The 26,456-nt window shown below is 71.7% G+C and carries 22 protein-coding genes and 1 pseudogene; 9 read left to right on the top strand and 14 right to left on the bottom strand.

The genetic code is table 11. The annotated features are described in order from the left end of the window. Window positions 1-64 precede the first annotated feature (64 nt). From WQO_RS35290 to WQO_RS24360, 6 genes and pseudogenes are all read right to left on the bottom strand, one after another. Window positions 65-915, bottom strand: a pseudogene (locus tag WQO_RS35290) (IS5 family transposase). A 40-nt stretch (window positions 916-955) separates the two neighbouring features. Beyond that, complete coding sequence (locus tag WQO_RS24380) at window positions 956-2,191, bottom strand: styrene monooxygenase/indole monooxygenase family protein (RefSeq protein ID WP_010061452.1); 1,236 nt, start codon at window positions 2,189-2,191, stop codon at window positions 956-958. 39 nt (window positions 2,192-2,230) lie between these two features. Next, window positions 2,231-2,905 carry a GTP-binding protein gene (locus WQO_RS24375; RefSeq protein ID WP_010061453.1) on the bottom strand — a complete coding sequence of 225 codons (675 nt, stop codon included), beginning with the start codon at window positions 2,903-2,905 and terminating at the stop codon, window positions 2,231-2,233. Continuing rightward, a complete protein-coding gene (locus WQO_RS24370; RefSeq protein ID WP_006127542.1) occupies window positions 2,886-3,302 on the bottom strand; it encodes a DUF742 domain-containing protein in 417 nt (138 codons plus the stop codon). The genes WQO_RS24375 and WQO_RS24370 overlap by 20 nt, the downstream gene beginning before the upstream one ends. Further along, complete coding sequence (locus tag WQO_RS24365) at window positions 3,299-3,778, bottom strand: roadblock/LC7 domain-containing protein (protein ID WP_029182359.1); 480 nt, start codon at window positions 3,776-3,778, stop codon at window positions 3,299-3,301. Before WQO_RS24365 ends, WQO_RS24370 begins: the two co-directional genes overlap by 4 nt. Further along, on the bottom strand, window positions 3,775-6,876 hold the full coding sequence (locus WQO_RS24360; protein ID WP_010061455.1) for a sensor histidine kinase: 3,102 nt from the start codon (window positions 6,874-6,876) through the stop codon (window positions 3,775-3,777). The genes WQO_RS24365 and WQO_RS24360 overlap by 4 nt, the downstream gene beginning before the upstream one ends. Window positions 6,877-7,240: 364 nt before the next feature. Here WQO_RS24360 and WQO_RS24355 point away from each other — a divergent pair, with 364 nt between their 5' ends. Then, on the top strand, window positions 7,241-8,035 hold the full coding sequence (locus tag WQO_RS24355; protein ID WP_058954085.1) for a hypothetical protein: 795 nt from the start codon (window positions 7,241-7,243) through the stop codon (window positions 8,033-8,035). A 19-nt stretch (window positions 8,036-8,054) separates the two neighbouring features. Here WQO_RS24355 and WQO_RS24350 read toward each other — a convergent pair whose 3' ends face one another. After that, on the bottom strand, window positions 8,055-8,555 hold the full coding sequence (locus tag WQO_RS24350; protein WP_010061458.1) for a MarR family winged helix-turn-helix transcriptional regulator: 501 nt from the start codon (window positions 8,553-8,555) through the stop codon (window positions 8,055-8,057). A 244-nt stretch (window positions 8,556-8,799) separates the two neighbouring features. Here WQO_RS24350 and WQO_RS24345 point away from each other — a divergent pair, with 244 nt between their 5' ends. Further along, on the top strand, window positions 8,800-9,552 hold the full coding sequence (locus tag WQO_RS24345) for a polysaccharide deacetylase family protein (RefSeq protein WP_050992314.1): 753 nt from the start codon (window positions 8,800-8,802) through the stop codon (window positions 9,550-9,552). Window positions 9,553-9,668: 116 nt separating this feature from the next. Here the strand turns inward: WQO_RS24345 and lon are convergent, their stop codons facing one another. Continuing rightward, the gene (gene lon, locus WQO_RS24340; RefSeq protein WP_010061460.1) at window positions 9,669-12,086 is read right to left on the bottom strand and encodes an endopeptidase La; all 2,418 of its coding nucleotides are present in this window, start codon (window positions 12,084-12,086) and stop codon (window positions 9,669-9,671) included. 259 nt (window positions 12,087-12,345) lie between these two features. On the opposite strand from lon, the gene WQO_RS24335 reads away from it, so the two are divergent. The 5 genes from WQO_RS24335 (at window position 12,346) to WQO_RS24315 (ending at window position 19,494) form a co-directional block, all read left to right on the top strand. Then, window positions 12,346-13,065 (top strand): spermidine synthase family protein, encoded by a 720-nt coding sequence (locus tag WQO_RS24335; RefSeq protein ID WP_010061461.1) that lies wholly within the window; start codon window positions 12,346-12,348, stop codon window positions 13,063-13,065. 235 nt (window positions 13,066-13,300) lie between these two features. Beyond that, complete coding sequence (locus WQO_RS24330) at window positions 13,301-14,038, top strand: response regulator transcription factor (RefSeq protein ID WP_010061462.1); 738 nt, start codon at window positions 13,301-13,303, stop codon at window positions 14,036-14,038. Further along, window positions 14,035-15,111, top strand: a complete 1,077-nt coding sequence (locus WQO_RS24325; protein WP_029182362.1) for a HAMP domain-containing sensor histidine kinase — start codon at window positions 14,035-14,037, stop codon at window positions 15,109-15,111. Before WQO_RS24330 ends, WQO_RS24325 begins: the two co-directional genes overlap by 4 nt. A gap of 282 nt (window positions 15,112-15,393) precedes the next feature. After that, window positions 15,394-19,218 carry a multifunctional oxoglutarate decarboxylase/oxoglutarate dehydrogenase thiamine pyrophosphate-binding subunit/dihydrolipoyllysine-residue succinyltransferase subunit gene (locus WQO_RS24320; protein WP_010061465.1) on the top strand — a complete coding sequence of 1,275 codons (3,825 nt, stop codon included), beginning with the start codon at window positions 15,394-15,396 and terminating at the stop codon, window positions 19,216-19,218. 90 nt (window positions 19,219-19,308) lie between these two features. Beyond that, the gene (locus WQO_RS24315) at window positions 19,309-19,494 is read left to right on the top strand and encodes a DUF6104 family protein (RefSeq protein ID WP_010061466.1); all 186 of its coding nucleotides are present in this window, start codon (window positions 19,309-19,311) and stop codon (window positions 19,492-19,494) included. Between the two features lie 66 nt (window positions 19,495-19,560). On the opposite strand, the gene WQO_RS24310 is transcribed toward WQO_RS24315, so the two are convergent. Continuing rightward, the gene (locus WQO_RS24310) at window positions 19,561-20,385 is read right to left on the bottom strand and encodes a hypothetical protein (RefSeq protein ID WP_010061467.1); all 825 of its coding nucleotides are present in this window, start codon (window positions 20,383-20,385) and stop codon (window positions 19,561-19,563) included. Between the two features lie 163 nt (window positions 20,386-20,548). On the opposite strand from WQO_RS24310, the gene WQO_RS24305 reads away from it, so the two are divergent. Next, window positions 20,549-21,406 carry a DUF4097 family beta strand repeat-containing protein gene (locus WQO_RS24305; RefSeq protein WP_029182363.1) on the top strand — a complete coding sequence of 286 codons (858 nt, stop codon included), beginning with the start codon at window positions 20,549-20,551 and terminating at the stop codon, window positions 21,404-21,406. A 1-nt stretch (window position 21,407) separates the two neighbouring features. Then, complete coding sequence (locus tag WQO_RS24300; protein ID WP_010061469.1) at window positions 21,408-22,472, top strand: PadR family transcriptional regulator; 1,065 nt, start codon at window positions 21,408-21,410, stop codon at window positions 22,470-22,472. 35 nt (window positions 22,473-22,507) lie between these two features. On the opposite strand, the gene WQO_RS24295 is transcribed toward WQO_RS24300, so the two are convergent. The 5 genes from WQO_RS24295 to WQO_RS24275 form a co-directional block, all read right to left on the bottom strand. Next, window positions 22,508-23,104, bottom strand: coding sequence for a Clp protease N-terminal domain-containing protein (locus WQO_RS24295; protein ID WP_010061471.1), 597 nt, complete (start codon window positions 23,102-23,104; stop codon window positions 22,508-22,510). Beyond that, the gene (locus tag WQO_RS24290; RefSeq protein WP_010061472.1) at window positions 23,104-23,313 is read right to left on the bottom strand and encodes a helix-turn-helix domain-containing protein; all 210 of its coding nucleotides are present in this window, start codon (window positions 23,311-23,313) and stop codon (window positions 23,104-23,106) included. Before WQO_RS24290 ends, WQO_RS24295 begins: the two co-directional genes overlap by 1 nt. 31 nt (window positions 23,314-23,344) lie before the next feature. Next, window positions 23,345-23,884 carry a GNAT family N-acetyltransferase gene (locus tag WQO_RS24285; RefSeq protein WP_010061473.1) on the bottom strand — a complete coding sequence of 180 codons (540 nt, stop codon included), beginning with the start codon at window positions 23,882-23,884 and terminating at the stop codon, window positions 23,345-23,347. Next, window positions 23,862-25,289 (bottom strand): cellulase family glycosylhydrolase, encoded by a 1,428-nt coding sequence (locus tag WQO_RS24280; protein ID WP_010061474.1) that lies wholly within the window; start codon window positions 25,287-25,289, stop codon window positions 23,862-23,864. The genes WQO_RS24285 and WQO_RS24280 overlap by 23 nt, the downstream gene beginning before the upstream one ends. An 88-nt stretch (window positions 25,290-25,377) precedes the next feature. Beyond that, window positions 25,378-26,346, bottom strand: coding sequence for a zinc-binding dehydrogenase (locus WQO_RS24275; RefSeq protein WP_010061475.1), 969 nt, complete (start codon window positions 26,344-26,346; stop codon window positions 25,378-25,380). Window positions 26,347-26,456 lie beyond the last annotated feature (110 nt).

Genomic DNA, 26,456 nt, shown 5'->3' with positions numbered 1-26,456 from the left:
GCGGCCGGACCGGCGGTGCTGGTCGGGCCGCCGAAGCGGTGATCGGGGGGCGTGACGACAGGCCCTAGGGGGTGTCCGCAATGTCCGCGGGGAGCCAGAGTCGTAGGCAGGCGATGGTGACGAGAGCTTGGTAGTGGCGGGCGCGTTTGTCGTAGCGGGTGGCGAGGGCTTTGTTCTGCTTGAGCTTGTTGAAGCAGCGTTCGACGACGTTGCGGCGTCGGTAGGCGGTGCGGTCGAGGCGGCAGGGGGTCTCGCCGCGTCGTCGGCGGCCGCTGATCTGGTCGGTGCGTTCGGGGATGGTGCAGGCGATGCCGCGTCTGCGCAGGTAGGCCCGGATCTTTCGGGAGGAGTAGCCCTTGTCGCCGGCTACCCGGTCGGGCCGGGTGCGGGGCCGGCCGGGCCCGTCCCGCTTGATGGCGATGCGGGCCATGACCGGCTCGAACTGCGTGCAGTCGTTGACGTTTCCGCCTGTGATCGTGAAGGCGAGCGGTCGGCCCTGCCCGTCGCAGGCGAGGTGGATCTTCGTGCTCAGCCCGCCGCGGGACCGGCCCAGTGCCTCGCCGGTGCAGGGCCCCCTTTTCGGGCCCCGGCCGCGTGCTGGTGGGCCCGCACGATCGTCGAGTCGACGCAGACGATCGACCAGTCGACCTTCCCGACCGCATCCGAGTGCTGCTGGACATGAGCCAGGAGCCGGTCCCACGTCCCGTCCGCCGACCAGCGACGGAACCGTTCGTAGACTGTCTTCCACGGCCCGTACCGATCCGGCAGATCCCGCCAGGCCGCCCCCGTGGACAGCTTCCACAGGATCCCGTTGAGGACCTGCCGCCGGTCCCGCACCGGACGACCCATCCGAGGCGGAGCCAGCAACGGCCCGACCACTTCCCACGCTTGATCAGTCACTTCATGACGACGCACCACGAACGGCCCAACGACCAAACGACATTGCGGACACGCCCTAGGCCCCGGCAACCGAGGCCAGGTACGCGTTCGTCTTGTCCGGCTCGTAGAAGAAGTTCTCGAAGTCCGCCGGGTCGTTGAACCCGTTGGCGAAGCGGTTCGCGACCGGCTGGAGCTGGCCGGCGGCGCCGATCAGGTTCAGCACGTGCTCCGGCGGGACGCCGAGCATCGCGTTGGTCCACTTGGTGACGTGCTGCGCGGTCTCCCAGTAACGGTCGAACGTGGACTGCATCCACGCCGCGTCGAACTCCTTCTCACCATGCTCGACGATCGCGTCCAGGTACGCGTTCGCGCACTTGGAGGCCGAGTTGGAGCCCTGGCCGGTGATCGGGTCGTTGGCCACGACGACGTCCGCGACGCCGAGGACCAGGCCGCCGCCGGGCAGCCGCCCGATCGGCTTGCGGACCGTGGGGGCGTAGCGGCCGGCGAGGGTTCCGTTGGCGTCGGTCAGCTCGACCTTGGTGGCGCGGGCGTACTCCCACGGCGTGAACTTCTCCATCAGCTCCAGGGTCTTCGCCAGGTGCTCGGAGGGGTCCTTGATGCCCTGGAAGGCGTCGAGCGGTCCGCCCGGGATGCCCTCCCAGAAGAGGATGTCGGCGCGGCCGGAGGTGGTGAGCGTCGGCATGACGAACAGCTCGCCGACGCCCGGCACCAGGTTGCAGCGGACCGCGTCGAACTCCGGGTGTTCCGGGCGCGGGCCCATGCCGTGGACGTACGCGACGGCCAGCGCGCGCTGCGGGGCGTCGAACGGCGAACGGGCCGCGTCCCGGCCGAACATGGAGACCAGCTCGCCCTTGCCGGCCGAGACCATCACCAGGTCGTAGGTGCGGGAGAAGTAGTCCAGGTCGGAGACGGCCGCCCCGTGGATGACGAGCTGTCCGCCGCGCTGGGCGAAGGTCTCCATCCAGCCGGCCATCTTCACGCGCTGGTCGACGGACTGGGCGTACCCGTCCAGCTTGCCGACCCAGTCGATGGCACGGGAGGAGTCGGGGGCGGCGACGGAGACGCCGAGTCCCTCGATCTTCGGGGCCTGGGACTCCCAGAAGTTGAGCTGGTAGTCCCGCTCGTGCTGGAGCGCGGTGTGGAACATGCACTGCGTCGACATGACCCGGCCGGAGCGGATCTCGTCCGCGGTCCGGTTGGACATCAGGGTGACTTCGTAGCCTCTGGACTGCAGCCCCAGGGCCAGCTGGAGCCCGGACTGGCCGGCTCCGACTATGAGTATCTTCCGCATCGCGGCTCTCCGTGCTCCGTCGTTTCTGAATTCGAGGCGTCAGGCGGGGGTGACGTCGAGAGCATGGCCCACGAGGGCCAGCAGTGACTCGACGACCGTGATCCTGTTACGCGCGTCCATGATCACTATCGGCACCTGCGGAGGTACGGTCAGGGCCTCCCTGACGTCCTCCGCCTCGTAACCGGGCGTCCCCTCGAAGTGGTTGACCGCCACGATGTAGGGCAGGCCGCAGCTCTCGAAGTAGTCGAGCGCCGGGAAGCAGTCCTCCAGACGCCGAGTGTCGGCGAGGACGACCGCGCCGATCGCCCCGCGCACCAGGTCGTCCCACATGAACCAGAAGCGCTGCTGGCCCGGGGTGCCGAAGACGTACAGGACGAGGTCGTCGTCGAGGGTGAGACGGCCGAAGTCCATGGCCACCGTCGTGGTGGTCTTCTCCGGTGTCGCGGAGAGGTCGTCGGTCTCCTCGCTGGCCTGGGTCATCAGCGCTTCGGTCTGGAGCGGTGTGATCTCGGAGACCGAGCCGACGAACGTCGTCTTGCCGACGCCGAATCCGCCCGCCACCACGATCTTGGTGGCGGTGGGGGCGCGGGTGTGGTCGAGCTGCCAGGCCTGGAGGGACTCCTCGGCCTGCTCCTGGGGCCGCGACGGCCGGTCGTCCCGGGAGCCCGGCTGGCGCGGGGCGAAGAGCGGCGCCTCAGAGACGGCGGAGTCCATTGAGCACCCTTTCGAGCAGTGCGCGGTCGGGCTGGCCGGTGCCGTGACCGGTTCCGTACACGCGGATCTTTCCTTGGTCGGCCAGGTCGCTGAGCAGCACCCGGACGACTCCGAGCGGCATCTTCAACAGGGCCGAGATCTCCGCGACCGTACGCATGCGGCGGCAGAGTTCGACGATGGCCTGGAGCTCCGGCATGACCCGCGAGGCGAGGTTGCCGTTGGTGAGTTCGCGGCGCTCCTCGGGTGCTTCGAGGGCGGCGACGAACGTCTCGACCAGCAGGACGTGCCCGAACCGGGTGCGGCCGCCGGTGAGGGAGTACGGGCGGACCCGGGCGGGGCGCTTGTCGGCCCCGCGGACGGGGAGCCGGGGGGCGGGTTCCGCTGCGGCGGTGGTCACAGGGCGCTCTCCATCGATGTGCGCAGCTCACTGCGGAGTTCGGGGGTGAGGACGTGTCCGGCCCGGCCGACGAAGAGGGCCATGTGGTACGCGACGACGCTCATGTCGCAGTCCGGGGTGGCGTGGACGCCGAGGAGGGAGCCGTCGCTGATCGACATGACGAAGACACTGCCCTCGTCCATGGCGACCATCGTCTGTTTGACGCCGCCGCCGTCCATCAGCTTCGCGGCGCCGACGGTCAGCGAACCGATGCCGGAGACGATCGTGGCCAGGTCGGCGCTGGATCCCTTGGGGCCGTCCGACGGTCCGGCGGCCTTCGCCTGGTGATGGCCGGGGTCGGAGGAGAGCAGCATCAGGCCGTCGGACGAGACGACGGTGACCGAGTGGACCCCTGGCACCTCCTCCACGAGATTGCTCAGCAACCAGTGAAGGTTCCGGGCCTCGGTACTCAGCCCGAATGTGCTGGGCGCAGTCAACTGCGTGCCTCCTCGACTGTGTCCCCCGTCTCTTCGTTCCGTGTGTCCTGTGCGGCGCCTGTGGTGTGCGCGGTGGTGCTCTCGTGCCCCGTACGCCCCGTGGGTACGCTCCCGGGCCCGGCGACGGCGATGCCGCCGGTCTCGGCGATCTCGGCCTCGACGTCGCGCCGGCCCTCCTTCGCCGCCTGGTGGAAGCTGCCGAGCCGGCGGCGCAGCGCGTCCCGGTCGAGGCTGCCGGTGCGTCCGGGGGCGGGGGTCGCGTCGTCCGGCCGGACCACCTTGGGGGTGCGCTTCGGCAGTCCCTTGTCGGTGACGCGGCCGGCCTCGGGACGGCGGGGGCCGGGGACGGTCTCGGCGGGGGCGTCGGGCGCTGCGATCGCCTCGGGCGCTTCGGCTGCCTCGGCGCGGGGAGCGGGGCGGAACGCGGGCCCGTCCGGGTCCTGGGCGCCGGGTCCGGTCTCGGCCGGGCGCTCGTGGCGGTCGGGGCCGATGGCGTACGGGTCGGCGGACGGTGCGGCCTCTTCCGCCGGGGCCGCGGGCGGCTTCGGCAGCCGGACCTGCAGCGTGATCTCGGACTCCGACTCGGCGTCGGTGTCCGCGCCGGCGTCCGCGTCGGTCCCGGCTTCCGCGACCGGCTGCCGGACCTCCTGCGTCTGGTCCTGCGGCGGTACGGCGGTGGCTTCCGGGCTCTCGTCGGCGTTCTCGGCCGGGGCGCTCCCGGCGTCGGCGCTCTCGGAGGCGTCGGCGTTCTCGCGGATCGTCCGCTCGGCGGCGGCGATCATCGGGTCGGCTTCGGCCGGGCCGGGCTCGGCGGGCGTCCCGGCGCCCTCGTCGTGGATGTTCTCCGCGTCGGCCGCCGGCTCGGGCAGCGCGGCCGGCTGCGGGGAACGGCTGGGCAGGGCGTTGGAGTTGGCTTCGGCCACCGAGCCCGGGAGGTTGAGCGTGGGCGCGTCGCCGGGCAGTTGCACGGCGGGCGGGGTGGCGGCGGGCAGCGTCTTGGGCAGCAGGGCCTGCGGCAGGACGACGACGGCCGTCACTCCACTCCCCTTCTGCTCGCGCAGCTGGACCCGCACCCCGTGCCGGGCGGCCAGCAGCGACGTCACCTGGAGACCGAGTCCGGCGCCGTCGGCATTCTGCTCACCGGCCTCGAACGAGGCCGGGTCGGCCAGCCTGGCATTCAGCTCGTCCATCCGGACCGTCGACATGCCGATGCCCTCGTCCGACACGGAGAGCATCACCTCGCCGCTCTCCAGCAGCCAGCCGGCCAGCTCGACATGGGAGTCCGGCGGGGAGAAGGAGGTGGCGTTCTCCAGGAGTTCGGCCAGCAGGTGGCTGAGGTCGTCGGCGGCGAACCCGGCGATCTGGGCGTGCGGCGGCAGGGACTGGATGGTGACCCGTTCGTACCGCTCGATCTCGCTGACGGCGGCGCGCGCCACGTCGACCAGCGGGATCGGCCCGGCGTGGCCGTGGCCGTGCTCGGCGCCCGCGAGGACGAGCATGTTCTCGCTGTGGCGGCGCATGACCGTGGCCATGTGGTCGAGCTTGAAGAGGGTGGCCAGGCGCTCCGGGTCCTGCTCGCGCTCCTCCAGGCCCTCGATGACGCCGAGCTGCCGCTCGACGAGGCCGAGGGTGCGCAGCGAGAGGTTGACGAAGGTGTGGTGGACCGTGTTCTTGAGCTGTCCCAGCTGGGTGGCGAGCTCGGCGGTCCGCTCCTGCAGTTCGGTCCGCTGCTGCGCCAGGGACTCGCGGCTCTTGATCAGGCCGGAGCGTTCGGCGGTGAGGCTCTCGACGCGTCCGCCGAGGTCCTGGTGGAGGGCGGTGAGCCGGCCGTGCAGGGCGTTCATCGACCGGACGACCTGGGCGAACTCGTCGTTGCGGCCGGTGTAGCGGACCGGTTCGGCGTTCTCGGGGTCCTCGGCCAGGCGCGCGGCGCCGATGCGCAGGACGGCCAGTGGCTGGGTGAGGGTGCGGGCGACGGCGGTGGAGACGCCGACGGCGAGCAGGAAGCAGCCGCCGAGCAGGGCGATGGCCAGTTCGAGGGCGGTGACGTCGTCGTCGCGCAGCCCCTCCAGGTGCTGGACCTGGCCGGTGGTCAGGGCGGACTCGACGCTGCGCACCCGGTCGACGCGGGCGGAGAGCGCGGCCTCCAGCTTCCGGGGGCTGACCTTGCGGTCCGCTTCCGACAGCTCGGGGCGGTCGGTGAGGCGGGTGAGGTACTTCTCGGCGTCGTTGACCTGGGAGCCGGTGACGGTGGCGGAGAGCTTGTCACGGGCCTCCGGGTCCGCCGCCTGGTCGAAGTCGGCGAGCGCGGCCAGCTCCCGTACCCGGGCCTGCTGGGCGGCTGCACTCAGCTCGTCGCGTTCGCGGTCGGCCCGGGTGGCGCCCTCGTCCTGGGTCTGCACGGGCAGCCCGGTGAAGGGGTCGGTCTGCGGGGCCGTCGGCTCGGGGCTCGGCACGGCGAGCGCGGCGAGGAGGAGCCCGCGGGTGGCGGAGGCCTGTTCGGAGGCGCCGCCGAGGGTGAGCGGGGCCCGGGTGGCGTCGGCGGCGCGCGGCGGGGTCTTCTCCGCGAGTTCGGCGGCGATGCCGTGCAGCTTGGCGATGAGGTCGGAGTACGCCTGGTGCGCCTCCAGGGCCGAGCCCTTGCCGGTCAGCGCGGAGCGGCGCAGGGAGGGGACCGTCGAGAGGTCCCGGCGCAGGGCCGCGGAGGCCGCCTCGTGGATCTCGTCGATCTGCTGGTCGACGCGGGTGGTGCGGGCGGTGCGGTTCTGCGCGCCGTCTCCGTCGTCGCCTTCCTCGGCACGGCCGGCGGCGATGTACGCGGTGACGGCGTCGCGCTCGTCGGCGAGGGAGTGCCCGAGGGTGACCGCCTGCTGGTTCAGCTCGGCGAGGGTGACCAGCCGCTGGGACTCGGTGAGATCGGCGGAGGCTCCGAGCACGGCGGGGGTGCCCGCCGCCACGACGATGACGCCGACGACCGCGACCCCGGCGACCAGTCGGCTGCGCACCCGCACGGTCCGCTTGTCCGCACCGGGTGCCGGAGGCGTCGCCCCGGAACCGTCGCGCGTCGTGCCCTTGCTCCGCGGCCGCTTCTTCTGCACCGGTGCTCGCAATCTTGACTCGTCCACCCTTGAAGCAGAGGTGACGCACGGTCACATGGAAGGGCGCCCCGCTCCTGGTACGGCTTCCGACCATTCCAGCGCTTATGAGAGGGGGGCGCGCATCAACCGCTCCGCCACTCGAAGGAGTGAACATCACTCTGGAGTTGGCGAACAAGTCTCCCCCACCGGACCCCTGACCATGCGTGGACCACGGGGTGGAACTTCCGCTCCGCCTTTGGCAGGATGCCCGCCCGCACGCTCCCCGGAGCACCTCCTTTCGTCCCGTGCGCCCGCGTTGACCTGCTGGTACAGGCCATCTTCGGCCGCGTGCCGGGATGGTGAAGGGCTCGTGCAGACTGGCGGTATGCGCATCGAACTCGCCACCGTTCCCGGCAGTCCCGAACGCCCCAACGAGGACTGGGTGTCCGGGTCTCTTCCCGCGTCCGGCCAGGGTGGTGTGCTGGTACTGCTCGACGGTGTCACCCCGCCGCGGGAGAACGACGGTTGTGTGCACTCGGTCCCGTGGTTCACCGCGCGGCTGGGCGGTGCGCTGGTGGAACTGTCCGGTTCCCGCCCTGATCTGACCCTGGCCGAGATCCTGGCCGCGGCCATCTCCCGTACAGCCGAGGCCCATCGGGTCACCTGTGACCTTTCTCACGTGCGTACGCCTCAGGCGACCGTGGCCCTGGCGCGTTGGGGCGAACGCGCGATCGAGTACCTGGTGCTGTCCGACTCGGTCCTGTTGCTGGAGTCCCCCGGCGGTGCGGTCCGGGCGATTCTGGACGACCGGCTGACGCGGCTGCCGCCGGGTTCGCTCGCCTCGAACGAGATCGCCGACGCCACCGTGCGCAACAAGGAGGGCGGCTTCTTCACGGCCGCCGCCGATCCGGCGGTGGCCTCGCGCGCGGTGACGGGCCGTGTCCCGGCGGCGGAGGTCCGGGCGCTGGCCGCCCTCACGGACGGCGCGGCCCGCTGGACGGAGGTGTTCGGCGAGGGCGACTGGGCGGACACGCTGGGGCTGCTGCGGAAGGCGGGGCCGCAGGGGCTGATCGACCGGGTGCGGGAGCTGGAGGAGGCCGACGCGGCGGCCGGGCGCGTACGGCTGCGGCGCGGCAAGACGCACGACGACGCGACCGCGCTCCTGGTGGAGCTGGCCTGACGGACAGCCGGAAGCCCGGTCAGCTCTCCGCGCGGGCGTTCAGCTGGTGCAGGAGCCGGGCCAGCTCGGCGACCTCGGCCCGGTCCCAGCCGGCGAGCTTGCGCACGTAGCGCCCGCGGCGGGCGTCCCGGACGCTGCGGAAGCGGGCCAGGCCGTCGTCGGTGAGGTGGACGAGCCAGGCGCGCCCGTCGGCGGGATCGGGTTCGCGGGCCACCAGCCCGAGGTTCTCCAGCGAGTGGAGCTGGCGGCTCATGGTGGCCTTGCCGACGCCGAAGTAGGCGGCCAGTTCGGTGGCCCGCTGCCGGCCCGCCGCCTCCAGACGGACGAGCAGACCGTAGGCGGCGGGCTCCAGTTCGGGGTGGACCTCCCGGGCCATCTCGCCCGAGCTGGCGCGCGCCCGGCGCAGGAACACGGCCAGCTCACGCTCCAGCGCCAGGAATTCATGGTCCACGCCGCTCACGTCGGGTGCGCCCGGCTCCTCGGGTGCGCCCGGCTCCGGCCCGCTGTCGTCTCCGCGCACGTCAGTACCCCTCGTACGGTTCCCTGCCGATGAAAGCTGCTGCCGCGGCCGGTCATCGCCGCAGCTCGGCCAGTATTTCGCAGGAGCGGACCGACCACGCCGGCCCGGCCCCGATCGGGGGCCAGGCGCCGCCCCCCCACCCTCACTATGCACTCGATGTATACACACTATGTATAGTCATCGCCGTACCGCACTCCTGTGCGGGATTCCCCGTACAGAGGAGTGATGCGTCGTGCCCGGAAAGATGCCGTTGCCCGGGATGGGGTTGGCCGCGGCGCTGGTGACGGCGCTCACACTGACGTTGAGCGGCTGCTCGATGGAGACCACCGCGCCGGGTTCGGCACGCGGGGAGGCGGCGTCCGACGCCAAGGGTGCGTTCGGGCCGGTCGACTGCCGCAAGGCCACGTGCATCGCCCTGACCTTCGACGCGGGCCCGGGCGAGGACACGCCGAGACTGCTGGACATCCTCAAGGAGAAGAAGGTGCACGCCACCTTCTTCCTGCTGGGCAAGCACCACGTCGTCAAGCACCCCGAGGTGGTGCGGCGGATCGAGGACGAGGGCCACGAGGTCGCCAACCACACCTGGACGCACCAGGTGCTGACCGACCGGAAGCCGGACGAGATACGGGCCGAGCTGGAGAAGACCCAGGTGGCCATCGAGAAGATCACCGGCAGGAAGCCCCGGCTGATGCGTCCGCCGCAGGGCCGCACCGACGACACGGTCTCGGACATCAGCAAGGACCTCGGGCTCTCCCAGGTGCTGTGGAGCGCCACCGCCAAGGACTACTCGACCAACGACTCCGTGCTGATCAAGAAGCGGATCCTGGACCAGGCGAGCAAGGACGGCGTCATCCTGCTGCACGACATCTACAAGGGCACCGTCCCCGCCGTGCCCGGGATCATCGACGCGCTCCGGAAAGACGGCTACACCCTCGTGACCGTCCCCGAGCTGATGGCTCCCGCCGAGCCGCAGCCGGGCACGATCTACCGCCCCTGAGCCGCGTGCCGGTGTCCTGCCCCGGGCACGCGGAACGGCCCGCCCCCCGCCGCAGCGGGAAGCGGGCCGTCCGTACCGGTCGCGTACCTGATGCCGCGCCCGTCACTGCGTGGCACTCAGGCCGCGGCCGGGATCCTCTCGGCCGGGGCCGTGGCCGGGGCGAGGGCGATCTCCAGCACCTGGCGGACGTCGGTGACCGGGTGGACGTCCAGCTTCTCCAGCACCTCGGCCGGGACGTCGTCGAGGTCGGCCTCGTTGCGCTGGGGGATCACCACGGTCGTGATGCCCGCCCGGTGCGCGGCAAGCAGCTTCTGCTTGACGCCGCCGATCGGCAGCACCCGCCCGGTCAACGACACCTCACCGGTCATCGCCACATCCGTACGGACCAGGCGTCCGGAGAGCAGCGAGGCCAGCGCGGTCGTCAGCGTGATGCCGGCGCTCGGACCGTCCTTGGGGACCGCGCCCGCCGGGAAGTGGACGTGCACGCCCCGGTCCTTCAGGTCCGCGACCGGCAGCTCCAGCTCCGCGCCGTGCGACCGCAGGAAACTCAGCGCGATCTGCGCCGACTCCTTCATGACGTCCCCGAGCTGACCGGTCAGGGTCAGTCCGGACGCCCCGGTCTCCGGGTCGGCGAGCGACGCCTCGACGAAGAGGACGTCACCGCCCGCCCCGGTCACCGCGAGCCCGGTGGCCACACCCGGCACCGCGGTGCGGCGCTCGGCCGGATCCTGGGCGGACTCGGGCACGTGGTGCGGACGCCCGATCAGGCCGCGCAGATCCGCGTCGGTCACCGTGAACGGCAGCTCACGGTCGCCCAGTTCGTGCTGGGCCGCGACCTTGCGGAGCAGCCGGGCGACCGCCCGCTCCAGGTTCCGCACGCCCGCCTCACGGGTGTACTCGCCGGCCAGCTTGCGCAGCGCCGACTCCTCCAGGGCGACCTCGTCCTTCTCCAGACCGGCCCGCTCCAGCTGGCGCGGAAGCAGGTGGTCCCGGGCGATGACGACCTTCTCGTCCTCGGTGTAGCCGTCGAGGCGGACCAGCTCCATGCGGTCGAGCAGGGCCTCCGGGATGGCTTCGAGCACGTTGGCGGTGGCCAGGAAGACCACGTCGCTGAGGTCGAGCTCGACCTCCAGGTAGTGGTCGCGGAAGGTGTGGTTCTGCGCCGGGTCGAGGACTTCGAGGAGGGCGGCGGCCGGGTCGCCCCGGAAGTCGGAGCCGACCTTGTCGATCTCGTCGAGCAGGACGACCGGGTTCATCGAACCGGCCTCCTTGATGGCCCGCACGATGCGGCCGGGGAGCGCGCCGACGTACGTGCGCCGGTGCCCGCGGATCTCCGCCTCGTCCCGGACACCGCCGAGCGCGACACGGACGAACTTGCGGCCCATGGCGTGCGCGACGGACTCGCCGAGCGAGGTCTTGCCGACGCCGGGCGGACCGACGAGGGCGAGCACGGCACCGCCGCGACGCCCGCCGACGACTCCCAGTCCTCGGTCGGCACGCCGCTTGCGCACCGCGAGGTACTCGGTGATGCGTTCCTTCACATCGGCGAGGCCCGCGTGCTCGGCGTCCAGGACCTCCTGGGCGCCGCGGATGTCGTAGGCGTCCTCGGTCCGCTCCGTCCAGGGCAGTTCGAGGACGGTGTCCAGCCAGGTCCGGATCCAGGAGCCCTCGGGCGACTGGTCGCTGGACCGCTCCAGCTTCTCGACCTCCTTGAGCGCGGCCTCGCGGACGTGCTCGGGCAGGTCGGCGGCCTCGACGCGGGCCCGGTAGTCGTCGGACTCGTCCTCCGGGTCGCCGTTGAGCTCGGCGAGCTCCTTGCGTACGGCGTCCAGCTGGCGGCGCAGCAGGAATTCGCGCTGCTGCTTGTCGACGCCGTCCTGGACGTCCTTGGCGATGGACTCGGCCACGTCCTGTTCGGCGAGGTGCTCGCTCAGCCACTGGATGGCGAGCTTCAGCCGGGCGATCGGGTCCACGGTCTCCAGGAGCTGGACCTTCTGGGCGGTGGAGAGGAACGGTGAGTATCCGGAGTTGTCGGCGAGCGCGGAGACGTCGTCGATCTGCTGGACCCGGTCCACGACCTGCCAGGCGCCGCGCTTCTTCAGCCAGCTGGTGGCGAGCGCCTTGTACTCCTTGACCAGCTCGGCGGCTGATCCGGGCAGCGGGTCGGGGGCGGCGGTCTCCAGCACGGTCCCCTCGACCCAGAGCGCCCGGCCGGGACCGCTGGTCCCGGCGCCGATGCGGACCCGGTCACGGGCCCGGATGAGGGCGCCCGGATCGCCGTCCGACAGGCGTCCGACCTGCTCGACGGTGCCGAGGACACCGGTCCCCGTGTACGTGCCGTCGATCCGCGGGACCAGCAGCACCTGGGGCTTGCCGCCGCCGGGGCGGGCCGCGGCCTGCGCGGCCTCGACGGCGGCGCGCACCTCGGCGTCGGACAGGTCCAGCGGCACCACCATGCCGGGCAGGACGACCTCGTCGTCGAGCGGCAGCACGGGCAGGTCGATCGGTGTGAACGCCTGGGACTCGTTAGTCATGATCTCCCCTTCGGCAGGCAAGTTGAGCTATGTGGGCTCAATGCTTGTGAGTCGCCGAATGTTCCCCGGTCGGTGTTCGCTCTGAGCGATCAGCCCGGCGGCGACCCCCTTCACCAGGGCGCCCCTCCCCGTACGGCAGCACTCGAAGGCGAGCGGTTGTTCCCCTCCCCGGAACGGGAAAGGCGGTGGCATCCGCCCCCACAGCGGGCCAGGATGGGCGGGCACCGACCGCCACGACCGGATACCGGAGAGCCGCATCATGTCCGCGACGACCGCCCCCGAACCGATGGAATCGCTGCCCCTGCGCTCCCCCGGCACCCCCGTCGTCCTCGACCGCCGGGAGGGCCCCTTCGGCGAGGTCGTCCTGCGCGAGCGCGGGGAGCACTTCGAGATCATCGCCAACGGCTGCTTCCTGATGGACACCTCCGACGGGCGCTCCGAGCGGCTGCTGATCGACGTCGCGCTGGCCTCGCTGCCCGCCGGCCGGACGGCCCCCTCCGTGCTCATCGGCGGCCTGGGCGTCGGCTTCTCCCTGGTGCGGGCCGCCGAGGAGGAGCGCTGGGGGCGGATCGTGGTCGTGGAGCGGGAGCAGGCGATCGTGGACTGGCACCGGGAAGGGCCGCTGGACCGGATCTCCGGAGCGGCGCTGGCCGACCCCAGGACCGGGATCCTGCACACGGACCTGGTCGCCCACCTCCGTACCGCCACGGAGCGTTACGACGCGCTCTGCCTGGACATCGACAACGGACCCGACTGGACGGTCACGGAGAGCAACGAAAGCCTCTACTCCCCCGCCGGTCTGGCGCACTGTCACGACCGGCTGACCCCGGGCGGCGTACTCGCCGTCTGGTCCGCGCAGCCGTCCCCCGCCTTCGAACAGGCATTGCGGAATGCCGGGTTCAGCGGGGTTCGGACGGAAGAAGTGGCCGTTGCCCGAGGTGTGCCCGACGTGGTCCATCTCGCACTCCGGGCCGGCTGAACCCCCTCCCGGTATGCGTGGCCCCGGCGGTGGCACGGGTCAACCGTCACAAGGCCGACGATCCGGCCGCCCGTCCGGCCCGAACTCATGACCTCGGGGCAACACCCTGCGTAGCCGGGAGGCCTCCGCTGCCTTTACGCTGCTGACCGGCACACGGGATCACCCACGAAATCCACGAGCGAAGACCGTGCCTTGCGGGGGAATGGCCCCCGCGAGAACGGGCAGGGGCGGGGCGATGGAACAGACACACACCACCCACAACGGCGTCGCGGCCACCCCGGGGGCTCAGCGCCGGGTGCTGGTGGTCGAGGACGACGCCACGATCGTCGACGCCATTTCCGCCCGGCTGCGGGCGGAGGGCTTCCTGGTGCAGACCGCGCTGGACGGCCCCGCGGCCGTGGACGCGGCCGAGGCCTGGCAGCCCGACCTGATGGTGCTCGACATCATGCTTCCGGGCTTCGACGGCCTGGAGGTCTGCCGCCGGGTGCAGGCGTCGCGCCCGGTGCCGGTGCTCATGCTCACCGCACGCGACGACGAGACCGACATGCTGGTCGGGCTCGGGGTCGGCGCCGACGACTACATGACCAAGCCGTTCTCCATGCGGGAGCTGGCCGCCCGGGTGCACGTGCTGCTGCGCCGGGTGGAGCGGGCGGCGCTGGCCGCCGTCACCCCGCGCAGCGGGATACTGCGCCTGGGTGAGCTGGAGATCGACCACGCGCAGCGCCGGGTCCGGGTGCGCGCCGAGGACGTCCACCTCACGCCGACCGAGTTCGACCTGCTGGTCTGCCTCGCCAACACCCCGCGCGCGGTGCTCTCCCGGGAGCAGTTGCTGGCCGAGGTGTGGGACTGGGCGGACGCCTCGGGCACCCGCACGGTCGACAGCCACATCAAGGCGCTGCGCCGGAAGATCGGCGCGGAGCGGATCCGTACCGTGCACGGTGTGGGCTACGCCCTGGAGACTCCGGCGCCGTGACGTGGCCAGGGCCCGGAATGCGGCCCTTCTCCATCAAGGCCAAGCTGGGCACGCTCGTCGTGGTCTCGGTGTTCATCACGACCGGACTGCTGATCGTCGCCCTGCGGACCCGGACCGAGTTCCAGTTCATCACCGTGTTCTCGGTGATCGCCACGCTGCTGATCACCCAGTTCGTGGCGCACGGTCTGACCGCGCCGCTGGACGAGATGAGAGCGGTGGCCCGGTCGATCTCGCACGGCGACTACACGCGCCGGGTGAGCGGCGCCGGGCGGCGGGACGAACTGGGCGACCTGGCGCAGACGATCAACCGCATGGCGGACGATCTGGAGGCGGAGGACCGGCATCGAAAAGAGCTGGTCGCCAATGTCAGCCATGAGCTGCGCACGCCCATCGCGGCGCTCAGAGCCGTGCTGGAGAACGTGGTGGACGGGGTGTCCGCCGCCGATCCGGAGACGATGCGCACGGCGCTGAAACAGACGGAACGGCTCGGCCGGCTGGTCGAGACACTGCTGGACCTGTCGCGCCTGGACAACGGGGTCGTCGCACTCAAGGCACGCCGTTTCGAGGTGTGGCCGTATCTGTCGGGCGTACTGAAGGAGGCGAATCTCGCCGCCTCCCAGCGACGCCTGTCGTCGGGTTCGGGCAATCACTCCCGTACGGACGTCCATCTGCATCTGGACGTCTCGCCGCCGGAGCTCACCGCGCACGCGGACGCCGAGCGGCTGCACCAGGTGGTCGCGAACCTCATCGACAACGCGGTCAAGCACAGCCCGCCGCACGGCCGGGTGACGGTGCTGGCGCGGCGCGGGGCCTGTCCGGAGTCGCTGGAGCTGGAAGTCATCGACGAGGGGCCGGGCATCCCGGAGGCGGAGCGCCACCGGGTGTTCGAGCGTTTCAACCGGGGCCAGGCGCCCTCCCCGCAGGGCCCGGGCAGCGACGGCGGGACGGGCCTCGGGCTCGCCATCGCCCGGTGGGCGGTCGATCTGCACGGCGGCCGGATCGGTGTGGCCGAATCCGTACGAGGCTGCCGGATCCAGGTCACCCTTCCGGGAATCCCCGAGCAGCGCGGCTGACGGTCTTGTTGGCATAGGGTCGAACCGGAAGGGCACGTTCATACATGTCCTGCCAGCAAGGGGCCTCAAGGGGATGCGGTCACAGGGCCGTGTCCACGGTCCTGCGTACCCGAAGTGCAGTGGAACCTCGCTTGTTTCCCGCCATTTCCTGCGCCGAAACCCGCCCTTCGATGTGATGTGCACGACGAAGCACCGGCCCGGCCTGCAAGGAACGGTTCGGGGGGCGTAGCCTTGATTTCCGCTGTCCATCACCTTGTGAAGCGGAAGAGGGCGGTTGCCGCCGTGTCGTCTCAGTCCCCCAGTAACTCCAGCGTCTCGACCGACCAAGCCAGCCCGGGCACCAACCCGGCCGCGGCTTTCGGCGCCAATGAATGGCTCGTCGACGAGATCTACCAGCAGTACCTCCAGGACCCCAGTTCGGTCGATCGTGCCTGGTGGGACTTCTTCGCCGACTACAAGCCGGGTGCCGCCGGCACGGCGGACAAGCCCGCTCCCGGGGCCTCGGGGGCCCCGGTGACCGAGGCCGCCGCCCCGGCCGCGCCCGCTCCGGCAGCCGCTCCGGCTCCGGCGAAGGCCGCGCCCACCGCCGCTCCGGCCGCCCCCGCGCAGCCGGCCCCGGCCAAGGCCGCGCCCGCTCCGGCGAAGGCCGCCCCCGCCGAGGCGAAGCCCGCGGCCGCGAAGCCCGCCGCCGCGCCCGCCAAGGCGAAGCCCAAGGCGGACGAGTCCACCGAGGCCCCGGCGGGTCCGGAGTACGTGACGCTGCGCGGCCCCTCGGCCGCCGTCGCGAAGAACATGAACGCCTCGCTGGAGCTGCCGACGGCCACGTCCGTCCGCGCGGTCCCGGTGAAGCTGCTCTTCGACAACCGCATCGTCATCAACAACCACCTCAAGCGCGCCCGCGGCGGGAAGATCTCCTTCACGCACCTCATCGGGTACGCGATGGTGCAGGCCCTCAAGGCCATGCCGTCGATGAACTACTCCTTCGCGGAGAAGGACGGCAAGCCGACCCTGGTCAAGCCGGAGCACGTCAACCTGGGTCTGGCCATCGACCTGGTGAAGCCGAACGGCGACCGCCAGCTGGTCGTCGCGGCCATCAAGAAGGCCGAGACGCTCAACTTCTTCGAGTTCTGGCAGGCGTACGAGGACATCGTCCGGCGCGCCCGCATCGGCAAGCTCGGCATGGACGACTTCACCGGCGTCACCGCCTCGCTGACCAACCCCGGCGGCATCGGCACCGTCCACTCGGTGCCCCGCCTGATGCCCGGTCAGGGCCTCATCATGGGCGTCGGCGCGATGGACTACCCGGCTGAGTTCCAGGGCACCTCGCAGGACACCCTCAACAAGCTCGGCATCTCGAAGGTCATGACGCTCACGTCGACCTACGACCACCGGGTCATCCAGGGCGCCGCCTCCGGCGAGTTCCTGCGCGTCCTGTCCCAGCTGCTGCTCGGCGAGAACGAGTTCTACGACGAGATCTTCAAGGCGCTGCGCATCCCCTACGAGCCGGTCCGCTGGCTCAAGGACATCGACGCCTCGCACGACGACGACGTCACCAAGGCCGCGCGGGTCTTCGAGCTGATCCACTCCTACCGGGTCCGCGGCCACGTCATGGCCGACACCGACCCGCTGGAGTACCACCAGCGCAAGCACCCCGACCTGGACATCACCGAGCACGGCCTCACCCTGTGGGACCTGGAGCGGGACTTCGCGGTCGGCGGGTTCGCCGGCAAGACGATGATGAAGCTCCGCGACATCCTCGGCGTGCTCCGTGAGTCGTACTGCCGCACCACCGGCATCGAGTTCATGCACATCCAGGACCCGAAGCAGCGCAAGTGGCTCCAGGACCGGGTGGAGCGCCCGCGCCCGAAGCCCGAGCGCGAGGAGCAGCTGCGCATCCTGCGCCGGCTGAACGCCGCGGAGGCGTTCGAGACCTTCCTGCAGACGAAGTACGTCGGCCAGAAGCGGTTCTCGCTGGAGGGCGGCGAGTCCGTCATCCCGCTGCTCGACGCGGTCATCGACTCCGCCGCCGAGGCCCGCCTCGACGAGGTCGTCATCGGCATGGCCCACCGCGGCCGGCTGAACGTCCTGGCGAACATCGTCGGCAAGTCGTACGCGCAGATCTTCCGCGAGTTCGAGGGCAACCTCGACCCGCGCTCCATGCACGGCTCCGGCGACGTCAAGTACCACCTGGGCGCCGAGGGCACCTTCACCGGTCTGGACGGCGAGCAGATCAAGGTCTCGCTGGCCGCCAACCCCTCGCACCTGGAGGCGGTCGACCCGGTCCTGGAGGGCATCGCCCGCGCCAAGCAGGACATCATCAACAAGGGCGGCACGGACTTCACGGTCCTGCCGGTCGCGCTCCACGGCGACGCGGCCTTCGCGGGCCAGGGCGTCGTCGCCGAGACGCTCAACATGTCGCAGCTGCGCGGCTACCGCACCGGCGGCACCGTGCACGTGGTGATCAACAACCAGGTCGGCTTCACCGCCGCCCCGGAGTCCTCGCGCTCCTCGATGTACGCCACCGACGTGGCGCGCATGATCGAGGCGCCGATCATCCACGTCAACGGCGACGACCCGGAGGCCGTGGTCCGCGTCGCGCGGCTCGCCTTCGAGTTCCGGCAGGCGTTCAACAAGGACGTCGTGATCGACCTCATCTGCTACCGCCGCCGCGGTCACAACGAGGGCGACAACCCGGAGTTCACCAACCCGCAGATGTACACCCTGATCGACAAGAAGCGCTCGGTGCGCAAGCTCTACACCGAGTCCCTCATCGGTCGTGGCGACATCACGCTGGAAGAGGCGGAGCAGGCGCTCCAGGACTTCCAGGGTCAGCTGGAGAAGGTGTTCGCCGAGGTCCGCGAGGCCACCTCGCAGCCGGCGTCCCCGCACGTGCCGGAGCCGCAGGCCGCGTTCCCGGTGGCCGTGGAGACGGCGGTCTCCGCCGAGGTCGTCAAGCGGATCGCCGAGTCCCAGGTCAACATCCCCGAGTCGATCACCGTCCACCCCCGTCTGATGCCGCAGATGCAGCGTCGCGCGGCCTCGGTGGAGAACGCCACGATCGACTGGGGCATGGGCGAGACCCTGGCCATCGGTTCGCTGCTGATGGAGGGCACCCCGGTCCGGCTCGCCGGCCAGGACACCCGCCGCGGCACGTTCGGCCAGCGCCACGCGGTCCTGGTCGACCAGGTCACCGGCGAGGACTACACCCCGCTGCTGTACCTGGCGGACGACCAGGCCCGCTACAACGTCTACGACTCGCTGCTCAGCGAGTACGCGGCGATGGGCTTCGAGTACGGCTACTCGCTGGCCCGTCCGGAGTCGCTGGTCATCTGGGAGGCCCAGTTCGGTGACTTCGTCAACGGCGCGCAGACCGTCGTGGACGAGTTCATCTCCTCGGCCGAGCAGAAGTGGGGCCAGACCTCCGGCGTCACGCTGCTGCTGCCGCACGGCTACGAGGGCCAGGGCCCGGACCACAGCTCCGCCCGCCCCGAGCGCTTCCTCCAGATGTGCGCGCAGGACAACATGACGGTCGCGATGCCGACCCTGCCGTCGAACTACTTCCACCTGCTGCGCTGGCAGGTGCACAACCCGCACCACAAGCCGCTCATCGTCTTCACCCCGAAGTCGATGCTGCGTCTGAAGGCGGCGGCCTCGTCCATCGAGGAGTTCACCACCGGCGGCTTCCGCCCGGTGATCGGCGACGTGTCGGTCAAGGCCGAGGACGTCCGCAAGGTCGTCTTCGTCTCCGGCAAGCTGTACTACGACCTGGACGCCGAGCGGGAGAAGCGCGGCGACACGGAGACGGCGATCATCCGGCTGGAGCGCCTGTACCCGCTGCCGGGTGCGGAGATCCAGGCCGAGATCGCGAAGTACCCGAACGCCGAGAAGTACCTGTGGGCGCAGGAGGAGCCGGCGAACCAGGGTGCGTGGCCGTTCATCGCGCTCAACCTGATCGACCACCTGGACCTCGCGGTCGGCGCGGACGTGCCGCACGGCGAGCGCCTGCGCCGCATCTCGCGGCCGCACGGCTCGTCCCCGGCGGTCGGCTCGGCCAAGCGTCACCAGGCGGAGCAGACGCAGCTGGTCAACGAGGTCTTCGAGGCCTGAGGACCGTAACGCCGAACACCCCGGGGACCCGGTTCCGCGCTTGTCGCGGGGCCGGGTCCCCGGCGTTTCCCCGCTGGATATCCTTCTCCCATGTACTTCACGGACCGTGGCATCGAGGAACTGGAGAAGCGGCGCGGCGAGGAGGAGGTCACCTTCGAGTGGCTCGCCGAGCAGCTGCGGACGTTCGTCGATCTCAACCCCGACTTCGAGGTGCCCGTCGAGCGCCTCGCGACCTGGCTGGCCCGCCTGGACGACGAGGACGACGAGGACGAGTGATCCTCAGCGTCTGATCCTCGGGGCTTGATCCTCGGGGCTTGATCCTCGGGGCTTGATCCTCAGCGCCTAGGAAGTACCCGCCCTGGCCCGCTCGTAGAGGAGCCCCAGCGCGCCCTGCGCCAGCAGCACCGCCCCGGCCGCCGCCCAGCCGCCGCTGCGGCGCCGCGCGCCCCAGAGCAGGAGCGGGAGCCCGGCCGCGAGCTGGACGGCGGCCACGGCCCGGGCGCGCGGGCCGCGTACCCACGGGCCGACCCAGCTGCTCTCGACCGCGTCCAGTTCGGCCCGTACGGCATCGCGCCAGCCGGCCCACTCGACACGGTCCACCTGGCGCTGCGCCGCCGCGACGCTGCGCAGCCGGTCGGCGCTCTCGCCCGGGGAGAGCCCGGCGGGCAGGGCCAGTCCGGTGCCGGTGAGGACGGCGAGCAGTCCGCGCAGCCGGGCTTCCGCGTCGCTTTCCGGATCGGGGCGGGTCAGCTGCTCCAGCGCCTGTACGTCCAGCACCGGGTCGAGGCCGAGCCGGGCGGCGAAGGTGCGCATGGCTTCGTCCTCGCCCACCGGGGTGCCGTCGGTCAGCCAGACGTACCCCACGGGCCGGCGGAACCCGGCGGCGAGGGTGTATCCGGCCCGGTCGGCGTCCCACCACAGGGCGAGCACCGGCCAGGTGGAGCCGACGGCGAGCGCGGTGGCCCAGCCGCCGAGGACCCGGTCGACCGGCTCGGCGTCCTGCTCCGCTCCCCCGGCCCGCCAGGGCTTTCCCTCCGGGACGAGCGCACTCCACTCCTCGCCCGCGCGGACCAGCAGCATCTGCTCGCGCAGCAGGTGGGCGAGCGGCCGTACGGTCTCGGGGTCGGCCCGGCACAGCAGGAGAGCCCCGGTGGATGTCGCGTTCATGGCTCATACGCTAGGGCAATATGCCCACATTTGATCGCGTTGCAGGCATTGTGCTGATCGCTGACGAGACGCGGCGTCCCTTGACTTCCCACATCCGCGATATATCGTGTTCTTCACGAGACGCGATATGTTGCGTTGCCACGCTTCCCGGGAGGTCACATCCATGCCTGTGTCGACATGGACCATCGATGAGCCGCGGAAGCTCTCCTTCGACGATCCGGTGACGGCGCTCCAGGTGCGTATCGTCGACGGCACGGTCAACGTGGTCGGGACCGACGAGCCGGGCGCCCGGCTGGAGGTCTCCGCGATCGAGGGACCGCCGCTGATCGTGACCCAGGAGGACGGCCGGCTCACCGTGGCGTACGAGGATCTGCCCTGGCAGGACCTCCTGCGCTGGCTCGACCCCAAGGGCCGCCGCCGCAGCGCCGTCGTCTCGCTCGTCGTGCCCACCACGGCCTCGGTCGAGGTCGGCGTGATCGGCGCGGGGGCCGTCGTCTCCGGCATCAGCGGCCGCACCGAGGTCCGCGGCATCACGGGGGATTCCACGCTCGTCGGGCTGACGGGCGCGGTGCGCGGGGAGTCGGTGTCGGGCAGCCTGGAGGCCCAGAGCGTCACGGGGGACCTGCGCTTCCAGTCCGTGGCCGGTGATCTGACGGTGATCGACGGGGCGGGGGCCTCGGTCCGGGCCGAATCGGTCAGCGGTGACATGGTGCTGGACGTCGACCCGTCCGGGAAGCCCACGGACATCCGGCTGACCACGGTGTCCGGCGAGATCGCGATCCGGCTGCCGCACCCGGCGGACGCCAGGGTCGAGGCGAACACCGCGAGCGGGGCCGTCTCCAACGCCTTCGAGGACCTGCGGGTCGGCGGGCAGTGGGGCGCGAAGAAGATCACCGGCACGCTGGGCGCCGGGACGGGGACCCTGCGGGCGACGACCGTGTCCGGTTCGATCGCCCTCCTGCGCAGGCCGCCCGCCGAGGACGACGCGTACGCCGCCGAGCCGACCGGAAAGGTTCTCTGACATGCCCCCCGTATTCGCCCACGGCCGTCTGCGCCTGTACCTCCTCAAGCTGCTGGACGAGGCCCCGCGCCACGGCTACGAGATCATCCGCCTGCTGGAGGAGCGCTTCCAGGGCCTCTACGCCCCGTCCGCCGGCACGGTCTACCCGCGACTGGCCAAGCTGGAGGCCGAGGGCCTGGTCACCCATGCCACCGAGGGCGGCCGCAAGGTCTACTCGATCACCGACGCAGGCCGCGAGGAGCTGGCGGGCCGCAGCGGCGAACTGGCCGACCTGGAGCTGGAGATCCGCGACTCGCTCTCCGAGCTGGCCGCCGAGATACGCGACGACGTACGGGGCGCGGCAGGCCGGCTCCGCAGCGATATGCGGGCGGCGGCATCGGAGTCCCGGCACGGCACGAAGGCGGGACCCGGGACCGGGACCGGAAAGGCGAAGGGTAAGGGGAAGGGCGAACCCTCCTCCCCCTTCGGCGACTTCGGGGACTTCGGGGACTTCGGCAATCTGGGCGACCTCGGCGACAGTGAGGCGTGGCGCACGGCGAAGGAGGAGCTGCGCCGGGCCAAGCAGGAGTGGAAGGAGCAGGCCCGCCGGGCGAAGGACGAGTCACGGCGCGCCCGCGAGGACGCCCAGCAGGCCCGCCGCCAGGCCAAGGAGGCCCAGGAGAAGGCGCGGGAGCAGATGCAGACCGCCGCCCGCCAGGTGCAGGAGCACTTCGCCCGGGGTGACTGGCCCTCCGGCGTACGGGAGGGTCTCGCGGAGATCACCGGCCAGCTCGGCGGCTTCGCCCGGTCCGGCGCCTGGCCTCCGTTCGGCAAGCCCGGGCCGGAGACCGCCCCGCCGGTCCAGGACCCGGCCCCCGGTGCGGACTGGGGGCAGGACGTGCCGGCGACCGGGGACCCGGTGCGCGATCTGGACCGTCTGCTGGACCGGTTCCGCGACGGCGTCCGGGACACGGCCCGCGATCACGGGGTGACGGAGACCCGGCTGGCGGAGGCCCGCCGCCATCTGGGTGAGGCGGCGGCGCGGATCGAGGCGCTGCTGACTGCGGAGGACGAGGACAAGGCCTGAGGCTCCCGTGGGGGGTGGGGCGGGAGCCCCACCCTTCACCCGGCCTGGGCGTGCCCCTGACCTCCCGCGTCGCCCCTGCCCGCGTCGGGGCCGTACAGCGCCCGCTGCACGGCCGCGTAGGTCGCACCGTGCTCGGCGAGGACGTCGGCGACGACTCCGGGCTTCGCGGTGAGGGCCAGGAGCAGGTGTTCCTCGCCGATGAACCGGTCGCCGCGGCCGAGGGCCACCCGGAGCGCGTTCTCCAGCACGGTCTTCGCCCCCGGGGTGAAGGGGCGGTGCCCGGACCACCACCCCCGGCGGCCGCGGCGGTCGGCGTCGAGGGCCCCTTCGCCGTGGGCGCCCTCGACACGGGAGACGATCGCGCCGAGGTCGATCCCGATGCCGGCGAGGGCGTCGGTGTCGGCTCTGGTCAGGCCGCCGCGGCGGCGGGCCTCGGCGAAGGCGGCGTCCAAGGAGGCACGGCGGTCGTGGAGGCCGAGGGCGGTGACGGCGAACGCGGCCCGGCCGCCCTCCTGTTCCAGCAGCGCGAGCAGCAGGTGTTCCTCGGTGACCGAGCCGGCCCCGGCCCGCTCGGCCTGGGCCACGGCACCCTTCACGGTGGCGCGGGCCCCTCGGGTGAATCGCTCGAACATCAACGCCTCCCGTACTTCTTGTGCACGGCCTGCCGGCTGACGCCCAGCTCGGCGGCGATCTCCTGCCACGACCAGCCCTGAGCACGGGCGCTTCCGACTTGTACGGCTTCGAGCTGCTCCAGCAGCCGCCGCAGCGCGGCCACCGCCCGCAGCCCTACACGCGGGTCGCGGTCACCGGCGCGCGCGGCCAGATCCGTTGCTTCGGTCATGATGTCAACTTACATTGACACGCATCGTCCGTCAATCAAAGTTGACATCATCGTCGGCGAGGCGCGCGTGCCGCTCGACGTCGTACCGGACCTTGCCGTACCGCAGCTTGGCCCGCTCGATGCCCTCGGACGCGAATCCGGACCGGTTCGCGACCCGGCAGGAGGCGACGTTGTCGGTGCGGTGTCCCAGCTCCAGCCGGTACAGGCCGAGTTCGCCGAAGGCCCAGCGCGCGAGGGCCCGCACGCCGGCCGGGGCGACGCCCCGGCCGCGGGCGGATGCGGTGGTCCAGTAGGAGACCCAGCCGCTGTCATGCGCCCGGTTGACGACGTTGAGCGCCACACAGCCGAGCGCCTCGCCCTCCTCCCCCACGACGGCCCAGGAGTAGCCGGTGCGCGCCCCTCGCTCGCGCGCGCGTTCGGCGATCCAGGCCAGCGCCCCGGACCGGTCGTCCACGGGCCGGTCCGTCTGGCGGTCCATCTCGGGCGGGGCGAAGGCGCGGAGTACCGCCGAGGCGTCGTCGGGCAGCCAGGCGCGCAGCAGAAACCCCTCAGGGGTGGTCAGTTCGTCCATGCGGCCCAGCTTCCCGCACGGTCACGACCACCTCACTCCCGGGCCACGCGAGGACGACCGGCCAGGCACCGCGCGACGAGGCGCCAAGGACGTGAGCACGTCCGGTGACGGTGACACGCCAGCCCCGGGGTGCGGGCGGCAGGGACAGCTCCGTCACTCCGGGCCGGGCGGCGGCCCGGTAGGCGAGGCGGTAGGTGCGGGTGCCCGCGTCGTACGTGTCGGAGCGGACGGTTCCCGCGACGGCCGGGGCGTACGGGGTGGCGGTCTGCTCCTTGTTCGTCCGGAAGCGGCCGCGCTCGTCGACCGCGCAGTAGCCGCCGCCGTAGCACCAGACGTACCCCGCCCAGCCGGAGCTGTAGCGGTTCAGGGAGGCGACGGCCTCGCGGTAGAAGCGGCTCATGTTGGGGAGGGCGTTGTTCAGCGGCCCCCACTCCCCCACGACCACGGGCATACGGTGGCGGGCCGGGTAGGCGGTGACGGCGGCCTCGTACGCCTCGATCCAGCCGGCGTCCGGGTCGTAGTCGGCGCCCGCCTCCATGGCGGTGTTGTAGAAGTGCGGGGCGTAGACGGTCCGGTTGTCCTTGATCCGGCCGAGTCCGGTGGGCACGCCCTCGCCGACGATGGGGGTCGGCTCGACGAAGATCCAGGTGTCGCGGTCCTTCGTGCGGACGGCGCGGGCGAGCCGGTTGTACATGGGTGTGAGGTGCTCGGCCTCGATGCGGCGGGCGGCGGTCGCCAGATCCTCGCCCTCCCTCAGCTCCCCCATGGGCTCGTTGATCAGGTCGTAGCCGATGACGGCGGGGTGGCGGCCGAAACGGTCGGCGAGGACCTGCCACATGGCGGCCTGGGCGCGTTGCAGGTCGGGATCCTCGTAGAGGTGGGTGAAGGCCCGCTGCACGGCGGGCTGGAAGTACTCCGAGAACCAGTCGTCGGGGTTCGGGGTGAACGGCAGCCCGTCGGTCCTGGTGGCCCATTCCGGGATACCGCGGTGCCCGAACGCAGGCCCGAAGACGTCCTGGTGGGCGTCGATGAGGACGTGGACGCGGTGCTTGCGGGCCCAGTCCAGGATGCGTTCGATCGTGTGGAGGTAGCGCGCGCTGTACTGGCCGCGCCGGGGCTCCAGGTCGTCCCAGAAGACCAGCAGCCGGGCGAAGTTGAAGCCGCCTGCCCGCAGGTCGCGGAAGTGCCGTTCGGTGATGGCGCTGAGGGCGTCCTCGCCGCGGTTCGCCTTGTCCTCGACGTTCCAGCCGCGCAGGGTGAGGGTGCGCCCGCGGTCGTCGGTGAGGGGCGGGACGGCGCGTTCGTACGAGGACGGGGACGAGGACGAGGAGACGGGTGCGGGGCGCGCCGAGGCGGCGGGGGCGAGGGCCCCCGCCGCGAGCACGGACGCGACGACAACTGCCATGAGTGCTCTGCCCATTCGCATGGGCGGCATCCCATCAGCAAAGCTGAGACTTGTTCAAGTATGCGGAACGTAGGAGTTCTTGCCGACCCTAGGCGGTCGGCGTGAGCACGATCTTCCCGAACAGGTCGCCGGACTCCAGCCGTTGGAAGCCCTCCCGGGCCCGGTCCAGCGGCAGCACCTCGTCGATGACCGGGCGCACCCCGGTGGTCGCGCAGAACGCGAGCAGGTCCTCCAGCTCGTCCTTGGACCCCATGGTGGAGCCGACGACCTTCAGCTCCAGGAAGAAGATCCGGGTCAGCTCGGCGTGCGTGGGCCGGTCGCCGCTGGTGGCCCCGGAGATGACGAGGGTGCCGCCGGGGCGCAGCGACTTCACGGAGTGGGACCAGGTGGCGGCCCCCACGGTCTCGATGACGGCGTCCACCCGCTGCGGAAGCCGGGCGCCGGGCTCGTACGCCTCCAGCGCGCCGAGTTCGACCGCCCGCTCGCGCTTGGCCTTGTCCCGGCTGGTGGCGAAGACCCGCAGCCCGGCGGCCTTCCCGAGCACGATCGCGGCGGTGGCGACCCCGCCGCCGGCGCCCTGGACGAGCACGGAGTCCCCGGGCCGCACCCCGGCGTTGGTGAACAGCATCCGGTACGCGGTGAGCCAGGCGGTCGGCAGGCAGGCGGCCTCGGCGAAGCTGAGCTCCTTCGGCTTGGGCAGGACGTTCCAGGTGGGGACGGTGACCTGCTCGGCGAAGGTGCCCTGGTAGCGCTCGGTGAGGATGGAGCGCGGCTCGTCGGGCCCGACGCCGTGCCCGGACTGCCCGATGACGGAGTGCAGGACGACCTCGTTGCCGTCCTGGTCGACGCCGGCCGCGTCGCAGCCGAGGATCATCGGCAGCCGGTCCTGCGACAGGCCGACGCCGCGCAGGGACCAGAGGTCGTGGTGGTTGAGGGAGGCGGCCCGGACGGTGACGGTGCTCCACCCGGGACGCGCCTGGGGGGCCGGGCGATCGCCCAGCTCCAGGCCGGTGAGGGGCTGGTCGGGGTCGATGCGGGCTGCGTAGGCGGCGAACATGGGTCGACGATAGGCGGGGCGGGGCGCCCACGTAACCGCCTCCGCGTGTGACGCACACCAACCGGGGTGGGCCCGCACCCAACGCTTGGCCGGCGGGGCCCGCCTGTCCA

Origin of the sequence: Streptomyces globisporus C-1027 (assembly GCF_000261345.2) — a bacterium.
GTDB classification, from domain to species: domain Bacteria; phylum Actinomycetota; class Actinomycetes; order Streptomycetales; family Streptomycetaceae; genus Streptomyces; species Streptomyces pakalii.
Note: the sequence above shows the minus strand (reverse complement) of the source record. Positions and strands in the feature narration are given on the sequence as shown.

Coding starts and splice junctions, on each gene's coding strand:
- WQO_RS24380 (WP_010061452.1), bottom strand. CDS start 2,191: ATGCGGAAGATACTCATAGTCGGAGCCGGCCAGTCCGGGCTCCAGCTG.
- WQO_RS24375 (WP_010061453.1), bottom strand. CDS start 2,905: ATGGACTCCGCCGTCTCTGAGGCGCCGCTCTTCGCCCCGCGCCAGCCG.
- WQO_RS24355 (WP_058954085.1), top strand. CDS start 7,241: ATGCGCATCGAACTCGCCACCGTTCCCGGCAGTCCCGAACGCCCCAAC.
- WQO_RS24345 (WP_050992314.1), top strand. CDS start 8,800: ATGCCGTTGCCCGGGATGGGGTTGGCCGCGGCGCTGGTGACGGCGCTC.
- lon (WP_010061460.1), bottom strand. CDS start 12,086: ATGACTAACGAGTCCCAGGCGTTCACACCGATCGACCTGCCCGTGCTG.
- WQO_RS24335 (WP_010061461.1), top strand. CDS start 12,346: ATGTCCGCGACGACCGCCCCCGAACCGATGGAATCGCTGCCCCTGCGC.
- WQO_RS24330 (WP_010061462.1), top strand. CDS start 13,301: ATGGAACAGACACACACCACCCACAACGGCGTCGCGGCCACCCCGGGG.
- WQO_RS24315 (WP_010061466.1), top strand. CDS start 19,309: ATGTACTTCACGGACCGTGGCATCGAGGAACTGGAGAAGCGGCGCGGC.
- WQO_RS24310 (WP_010061467.1), bottom strand. CDS start 20,385: ATGAACGCGACATCCACCGGGGCTCTCCTGCTGTGCCGGGCCGACCCC.
- WQO_RS24305 (WP_029182363.1), top strand. CDS start 20,549: ATGCCTGTGTCGACATGGACCATCGATGAGCCGCGGAAGCTCTCCTTC.
- WQO_RS24300 (WP_010061469.1), top strand. CDS start 21,408: ATGCCCCCCGTATTCGCCCACGGCCGTCTGCGCCTGTACCTCCTCAAG.
- WQO_RS24295 (WP_010061471.1), bottom strand. CDS start 23,104: ATGTTCGAGCGATTCACCCGAGGGGCCCGCGCCACCGTGAAGGGTGCC.
- WQO_RS24290 (WP_010061472.1), bottom strand. CDS start 23,313: ATGACCGAAGCAACGGATCTGGCCGCGCGCGCCGGTGACCGCGACCCG.
- WQO_RS24285 (WP_010061473.1), bottom strand. CDS start 23,884: ATGGACGAACTGACCACCCCTGAGGGGTTTCTGCTGCGCGCCTGGCTG.
- WQO_RS24280 (WP_010061474.1), bottom strand. CDS start 25,289: ATGGCAGTTGTCGTCGCGTCCGTGCTCGCGGCGGGGGCCCTCGCCCCC.
- WQO_RS24275 (WP_010061475.1), bottom strand. CDS start 26,346: ATGTTCGCCGCCTACGCAGCCCGCATCGACCCCGACCAGCCCCTCACC.